This is a genomic window from Lentzea sp., assembly GCF_036380075.1.
GTDB lineage: Bacteria > Actinomycetota > Actinomycetes > Mycobacteriales > Pseudonocardiaceae > Lentzea.
Map to the genome: position 1 here is coordinate 1 of NZ_DASVFL010000021.1, position 7,224 is coordinate 7,224.

Annotated in this window: 8 protein-coding genes; 3 read left to right on the forward strand and 5 right to left on the reverse strand. The window is 69.0% G+C overall.

Translation table 11 applies throughout. The annotated features are described in order from the left end of the window. Nucleotides 1-190: hypothetical protein (locus VF330_RS02335; protein ID WP_330849795.1), on the forward strand; the 190-nt coding region annotated here is incomplete at its 5' end. On the opposite strand, the gene VF330_RS02340 is transcribed toward VF330_RS02335, so the two are convergent. The 3 genes from VF330_RS02340 to VF330_RS02350 all read right to left on the reverse strand — a co-directional run bounded on the left by VF330_RS02340 (nt 187) and on the right by VF330_RS02350 (nt 1,835). Further along, a complete protein-coding gene (locus tag VF330_RS02340; RefSeq protein ID WP_330849796.1) occupies nt 187-900 on the reverse strand; it encodes a lysophospholipid acyltransferase family protein in 714 nt (237 codons plus the stop codon). The two genes, VF330_RS02335 and VF330_RS02340, sit on opposite strands and share 4 nt — an antisense overlap. 25 nt (nt 901-925) lie before the next feature. Then, entirely contained in the window at nt 926-1,264 is a 339-nt protein-coding gene (locus VF330_RS02345) for a hypothetical protein (protein WP_330849797.1), read from the reverse strand. A gap of 118 nt (nt 1,265-1,382) precedes the next feature. Continuing rightward, complete coding sequence (locus VF330_RS02350) at nt 1,383-1,835, reverse strand: tetratricopeptide repeat protein (RefSeq protein WP_330849798.1); 453 nt, start codon at nt 1,833-1,835, stop codon at nt 1,383-1,385. A gap of 100 nt (nt 1,836-1,935) precedes the next feature. On the opposite strand from VF330_RS02350, the gene VF330_RS02355 reads away from it, so the two are divergent. Then, the gene (locus VF330_RS02355) at nt 1,936-2,859 is read left to right on the forward strand and encodes a GNAT family N-acetyltransferase (protein ID WP_330849799.1); all 924 of its coding nucleotides are present in this window, start codon (nt 1,936-1,938) and stop codon (nt 2,857-2,859) included. Here VF330_RS02355 and VF330_RS02360 read toward each other — a convergent pair. Together VF330_RS02360 and VF330_RS02365 are read right to left on the reverse strand one after the other, a co-directional pair. Then, nucleotides 2,809-4,383 (reverse strand): sodium:solute symporter, encoded by a 1,575-nt coding sequence (locus VF330_RS02360; protein WP_330849800.1) that lies wholly within the window; start codon nt 4,381-4,383, stop codon nt 2,809-2,811. The two genes, VF330_RS02355 and VF330_RS02360, sit on opposite strands and share 51 nt — an antisense overlap. Further along, nucleotides 4,371-5,492, reverse strand: coding sequence for an anhydro-N-acetylmuramic acid kinase (locus VF330_RS02365; protein ID WP_330849802.1), 1,122 nt, complete (start codon nt 5,490-5,492; stop codon nt 4,371-4,373). Before VF330_RS02365 ends, VF330_RS02360 begins: the two co-directional genes overlap by 13 nt. A gap of 120 nt (nt 5,493-5,612) precedes the next feature. Between VF330_RS02365 and ftsY the strand changes: the two genes are divergently transcribed. Then, nucleotides 5,613-6,932, forward strand: coding sequence for a signal recognition particle-docking protein FtsY (gene ftsY / locus VF330_RS02370; protein ID WP_330849801.1), 1,320 nt, complete (start codon nt 5,613-5,615; stop codon nt 6,930-6,932). Nucleotides 6,933-7,224 lie beyond the last annotated feature (292 nt).

Consider the following 7,224-nt stretch of genomic DNA (forward strand, 5'->3'; position numbering starts at 1 on the left):
GCTGCTGATCATCACGCACCAGAAGCCGACCATGGAGATCGCGGACGCGCTCTACGGCGTCTCGATGCGCGGTGACGGCATCTCGCAGGTGATCTCGCAGCGGCTGCGCACGTCCGCCGACGCACCGGCGCAGCAGCCCGCTGAGCCCGCCGCGGAGGCGACACCGGAACCGGCCGGAGCAGAGGCTTAGCGCCCGCTCGCGTCCAGCTCGGCTGCCTCTTCCGGCGTCGGCGCCGTGCCACCGAGGTGTGCCGGCGCCCACCAGGCACCGGGCTCGTTCGGGTAGGAGGCCTGCGCGGTGTCGAGCAGCTCCTGCAGCCGCGTGCGCAACAGGGAGTCACCGGAGTCGCCGGGGGAGGCCTCGAACGGCTCGCCGATGAGGATGGTGACCGGCACGTGCCGCTGGGTCAGGTCCTTCGGACGGCCCTTGGTCCACAGCCTCTGGGTGCCCCACAGGGCCACCGGGATGAGCGGGACGCCGGCCTCGTGCGCCAGGCGGTTCGCGCCGGACTTGATGTCCTTGACCGTGAACGAACGGCTGATGGTGGCCTCGGGGAAGATCCCGACCACCTCGCCGGTGCGGAGCGCGGACAGCGCCTGCTGGTAGGAGGCCTGACCCGCGCTCCGGTCGACGGGGATGTGGTGCATGCCGCGCATGAGCGGGCCTGCGATCTTGTTGGCGAAGATCTCGTGCTTCGCCATGAACCGCGTGAGGCGCCCCGACGGGTGCGCACCGTAGCCCGCGAAGATGAAGTCGAGGTAGCTGACGTGGTTGGACGCCAGCACCGCTCCACCGGTACGTGGGACGTGGTGCGCCCCCTCGACGGTGATCCGCACATCCAGCACCTTGAACATCAGCTTGGCTGCGGCGATCACCGGGGGATATACGCGATCCGACATGCTTCCGAACGGTAGCCTAGGAAAGCTACTGGCCGGTAGGGGCCCCTTCGTGCTCTCGCATGATCTTGGGCACGCCCGCCAGGTCCTCGTCGTTGCACAGCAACTTGAGGTCGTAGTACGGGTTTCCGTGGGTGTCGTCGTAGTCGAGATGAACTGCGATGACGTCCACGGGCTCGCCCAGCCACTCCTGGGTCTGCCGCAGCCAGGCGGCAGCACGTTCCAGCGCGGTGGGCAGATCATCGTCTCGGAACTCGACCGGCCGATACGGAACACCCTGGACACCGTCCCGGTTGTTCGGCGGCAAGGGCAGGTCGACGGCCACCCCGGATTCGTTGAGATCGAGTTGGATCGTTTCCTCACTCACCGTAGAAGAGTCCCCCACCCTCACCAGCCCTGCAAGCCCGAATCTGGGTGTCGTCCCGCGATCGTGAGGGGCATACCAGTGTCGGCGGGGCCGCCGGTGTGAGTGTTGTCTCCCGCGCCTACGAGGACCGCTTGAGGAACGCGATGTCCCGTTGCACCTTCGTGATCCGGTCGTGGGTCGGCAGGAACAGGTGCGACAGCGCCGCCAGCAACCGTTCGAGCTCTTCGGCCGCGCCCTCGGCGTCACCGGTCTGGTAGCGCAGGTTGGCGAGCAGCTGCCGCGTCTCGAGCGTGTCGGCGTGCTCGGTGCCGAGGACGCGCACCTGGTCGCGCAGCAGTGGCTCGCAGACGCCGATGGCCTTGCTGAACTGCTTCGCCGTGCCGAGGACCCTGGCGAGGTTCAGCCGGGCGGAGAGGGTCTGGAGGTCGTCCGGCCCCGCCGCCGCGGTGCGTTCCTTCACCAGCGCGCGGAACTCGGTGACCGCTCCCCGGAAGTCGCCCGCGTGCGCCTTCGACTCCGCCAGCTCGGCGCGGGCGGTGAGGGTGTCGGGGGGCTCTGGGGCGGGAGACATCCACGCCATTTTACGCGAGTCGGGGCGCCGGTCCGCCGTCGTCTCGGTACGCCCGAAAACTCCCTCGCTTCGAACGGCCGTGCGAGCAACCATTCCTCCTATGTACGACATCCGTTTCGCCGAACCTGGCGACCTCGGCGCCACGATGGCGCTGCTGGTCCGGCTCCAGGCCGACACCGCGCACCACATCGGGTACCTCGGTGAGACAGCCGACGAGCTCCGCGCGGAGCTCGGCGAGTTCGAGCCCAGCTGGGCCGACTGCACGGTGGTGGCCGTCGACGCCGACGACAACATCACCGGCATGCTCAGCGTGGAGGTCGACTCCGAGCTGAACCGCGCGTGGCTGCACGGCCCGTTCGTCGACGTCCCGGTCAACCACCCGGCGGGCAGCCGCATCTGGGACCAGACCGCCGACGCGCTGTTCCGGCGCGCCGCCGAGCTCCTCACCGGTGTCACCGACCTCGAGCTGTACGGCCACACCGCCCACCGGCGGCTGGCCGCGTTCGCCGAACGCCACGGCTTCTCCGCGGGCAAGGCGAGCGCCATCCACGTCCTCGACAACGGGGACCTGCGCACGTTGCTGCTGCGGGACGCCAAATGTCCCAGCGAACGCGAGATGCGCGTCCTGCCGACCGACGAGTTCGTGCACGAGGCCGTGGCCGTGCTGCACGAGCGATGTTTCCCGCGCACCTACTTGTCCGGCAAACAACTCGTCGAGTCCGATCCGGCCACCCGCACGGTCGTCGTCGCGATGGACGGCCGACGAGTGCTCGGGTACGCCGCGGGCAAGGCCCAGCCCGAGGAGTACTACGTCGACTTCGTGGCCGTCGAACCCGACGTCCGCGGTCAGGGCGTCGGTGCCGCCCTCATCACCGAGCTGCTGTGGAAGCTCGCGGCGGACCACGGTGCGAGACCGCAGGCCGCGGCGTCCATCTACTCGGGCAACGAGTCGTCGCAGAACATGTTCGCCCGCCTAGGATTCCGTCTTCACATCGAGCTCATCTCGTACCGGCACCCGGCGTGAGTGCCCGCCCGGGGGGTGCCGCAACGACAGCAACCCGCCCACGAGCAGGGTGACCGCCACCCCCAGGGGCGTGTTCCACCAGCCGGTCAGGGACTTCCGGGTGGCGTCGGCCTTCGCGAAGTCGATCGTCGGCGTGCTCCCGACGAACTTGACCCCGAGGATGACGAAACCGACGACGAGCACGGTCGCCACGAACGCGATGATCGCGTCCACCTGCGTGACGCGCTTGAAGACCAGGCCGAGGAGGAAGGCCCCGAGCAGCGCGCCGTAGGTGTAGCCGGCGATGCCGAGCGCCTGCACCACGATCGGGTCCGCCGTGGTCGCGTTCGAGGAGGCGAACACGCCCGCGCAGACGATCAGCAGGCCCGCCCACACCAGGGTCCAGATCCGGCCGTGGCGCAGGCGTTCCTCGTCGGTCATCGGGGTCTTGCGGATGCGTTCGTAGACGTCGGTGACCGTGCTGGAGGCCAAGGCGCCCAGCGACGACGAGAGCGCGGCCGCGAGGATGCCGGCGATCACGAAGCCGGACAGGCCGCTCGGCAGGTCGTTGACGATGAAGTGGGCGAACAGCTCGTCCTTGTTCGTGAGCCCCAGGTCCTTCACCGGGTCGACGCCCGCGTAGAACGCCCACATCATCACGCCGATGAAGAGGAAGAACGCGAACTGCAGGAACACCACGAACCCGGAGGCGATCAACGCCTTCTGCGCCGACCTCACGTCCCGCGTGGCCATGAGCCGCTGCACGATCAGCTGGTCCGCGCCGTGCGAGGCCATCGACAGCAGCGCGCCGCCGAAGAACGCCGCGACGAACGGGTAGGCGCCGGTCAGCGGGGACGAGGTGAAGTCGAACAGCTGGAACTTGTTGACGTCGGCGGCCTTGGCGAACCAGCCGTCCGGCAGCTGCCCGGCCAGCACCCAGATCACGACGACGCCGCCGAGGACGTACCAGAGCATCTGGATCGCGTCGACCCACACGACGGCGCGGGCGCCGCCGAAGAAGCTGTAGAACACCATCGCGATGCCGAGCGCCACCACGATCGCCCAGTAGGACGCGGTGATCCCGTACTCGGCGAGCACGACCTTGATCGGGATCGCCGTCGCGAACAGCCGGATGCCGTCCGCGAGCAGACGGGTGAAGAGGAACGTCACCGACGCCGTGGCGCGCATCCCGTTGCCGTACCGCTTGCCCAGGAACGCGTACGCCGTCACGAGGTCACCGGCGATGTAGCGCGGCAGCAGCACGAAGCTGACGATGATCCGGCCGACGATGTAGCCCAGCGCGAGCGTCAGGTACGTCATGCCGCCCTGCGCGGGTGTCGCCATGTAGGCGATCACCGGCACGCTCAGGACGGTCAGCGTCGAGGTCTCCGCGGACACCACGGACAGGCACACGACCCACCACGAGATGCGCTTCTCGCTCACGAAGTAGTCGGTGGACGACTTCTGCCTGCCGCCGATCGCCATGCCGATCAACGGCATGCCGACGAGGAACAGGGCGATGATCGCGAGGTCTAGTGCGCGCACTTCGGTTCCCCCACTTTCAGCTTGGTCACTGCGGTCGTGACGGGCTCCGGCAGCCTCAGCGGCCCGTCACCGGGCGTGATGCTGCCGAGCAGCCGCGGGCCGGACGCGCCGGTCGCGGACGGCGTGTTGCCCGGGATCCCGTGCCACGTCAGGAACCCGAGCAGGGCGGCGAGGTAGGCCTCCTTGCCGTCGCGGGGCAGGCCCAGCGAGTCGCTGATGGTCAACGGGATCGGGTCGAGCGCCTTGGTCAACGAGTCGACGAGCACCGGGTTGCGCATGCCGCCGCCGGACGCGACGACCGTGCTCGCGTCGTGGGCCCGGCACGCGTCCGCGATGGTGCGGGCGGTCAGTTCGGTGAGCGTGCGGAGCATGTCCTCGGCGGGCACGGTCGGGAATCCCTGGAGGTACTCGGCGTTGAACAGCTCCTTGCCCGTGGACTTGGGCCACGGCTTGGCGTAGTAGGGGTCGGCGAGGAGCTTCTTGAGGATGTCCTCGCGCACGCGGCCGCGGCTCGCGAACTCGCCGTCGGTGTCCTGTCTGCGCCTTCCGTCGGAGATGACCTCCATGACGGCGTCCAGGAGGGCGTTGCCGGGGCCGGTGTCGTAGGCGATGGGCGCGCTGCCGGGCCGGACGACGGTGATGTTGGCGATGCCGCCGATGTTCAGCGCGATGGCGGGCGCGTCCCCGGCGAGCCAGAGCGCGTCGAGCGTGGAGGCCAGCGGGGCGCCGTGACCACCGGCGGCGACGTCGCGCACCCGCAGGTCGGCGACGACGGGCAGCCCGGTCCGTTCGGCGATCCACGCGGGCTGCCCGAGCTGGAGCGTGCCGAGGCAGTCGCCGTCCTGCACCTCGTGGTGGACGGTCTGGCCGAGCGACGAGATCAGGTCCGCCGGTAGGTATCCGGCGGCGACTTCGCCGAAAGCCTGCCCGAGCGAGGTGTCGAAGGCGCACACTTCCGCGAGGGTCTGCGGCTTGGCGAGCAGGTCCTGGGGGAACGGGTGCTCGGCGCACTGCACCGGCACGAGCTCGACGACGTCGCCGTGGACCGACAGGTCGGCGACGGCGACGTCGATGCCGTCCATCGACGTGCCGGAAATCAGTCCGATCACCCTCACGACGTGTGGTCTATTCCACACCGCAGCCGGACGCAAGAGCTTTGGTGAAATCTTCGCCTAAATGAGCAGTACATGGTTGACGGCTCACATGCGGGCCTGTGAAACCATGGTCCCGTGTCGACGTCTTCCCTTGTCCTGATCCTCGTCGTAGTGGCGGTCGTGCTGATCGCCGCGCTGGTGACCGGCGTGGTGCTGACGCGTCGCCGCCGCATCAGCCTGACCCAGAAGGAGGAGGGTCCGCGCCCCGGCTCGTACCAGGCCTCGTCGGGCATCTCGCTGACGCCCGCGTCGCCGGACGCCCCCGCGGCGGAGGCCGTCGCGGTGTCCGAGGTGCCCGTCGCGCACCCGGCGGACCGGCCGGTTGAGCACCCCGTCGAGCATCCTGTCGCCGACCGGACCGAGGTGGACGGCCAGCCCGGTGTCGGGGACGACGCCTCGGTGCCGCGCGACTCGGTCAAGCGCGGCTTCGTCGAGGTCGACCTGCCGGTCGAGGCCTCCGAGGTCGAGGAGATCGAGCCGACCGCCGGACGCCTCGAGCGGCTGCGCGGCAAGCTGTCGAAGTCCCGCAACGCGTTCGGCACGTCGCTGCTCGGCCTGCTCGGTGCCGGCGACCTGGACGAGGACTCGTGGCAGGACGTCGAGGACACGCTGCTGATCGCCGACCTCGGCGCCGGCCTGACCACGGAGATCGTGGAGACCCTGCGGTCGCGGATCGCGACGTCGGGCGTGCGGACCGAGGCCGAGGCTTCGGCGTTGCTGCGGTCCGTCCTGGTCGACGCGCTCGAACCGAAGATGGACCGGTCCCTGAAGGCGTTGCCGCACGGCGGGAAGCCGGCCGTTCTGCTCGTCGTGGGTGTGAACGGTGTCGGCAAGACGACCACCACGGGCAAGCTCGCGCGGGTCCTGGTCGCTGACGGGCGCACGGTGCTGCTCGGGGCCGCGGACACGTTCCGGGCCGCTGCCGCCGACCAGTTGGAGACGTGGGGCAAGCGGGTCGGTGCGGAGACCGTGCGCGGGCCTGAGGGCGGGGACCCGGCTTCCGTCGCTTTCGACGCGGTGAAGCGGGGGATGGACGCTGGCGTCGACACCGTCCTGATCGACACGGCCGGGCGGCTGCACACCAAGGTCGGGCTGATGGACGAGCTCGGCAAGGTGAAGCGGGTCGTGGAGAAGCAGGCTGTCGTCGACGAGGTCCTGCTGGTCCTGGATGCGACCACCGGGCAGAACGGGCTCACCCAGGCTCGGGTTTTCGCCGAGCAGGTCGCCATCACCGGGATCGTGCTGACCAAGTTGGACGGTACTGCCAAGGGCGGGATCGTTTTCCAGGTTCAGCGGGAGTTGGGGGTTCCGGTGAAGCTGGTCGGCCTTGGTGAAGGGGCGGATCACTTGGCTCCGTTTGAGCCTTCCGCGTTTGTGGACGCTTTGCTCGGCTGATCTTGTCGGACCCCCTGAGTAGGTTGAGTTGTAAGGGGGTCTTCGGTTGGGGGGACGCCTGCGTTCGCTTGCGTTCCCCTGCGTTCCCCTGTTTCGTTGGCGGGTTTCTGTTGCGTGCTTCCACCTGGGGGCGCTGCCCCCAGACCCCCGGCAATCTCTTAGGTTCTAGTGGTCGTTGCAACGCCTGAGTTTTCAGGGGTTGTGATGTTCGAGATCCGGGAGGATCGGTCGGGTCGTAAGCGGTTGGATCGGGAACGGGCCGCTTATCTTGATCTTGTGGCGAGTGGTGTGA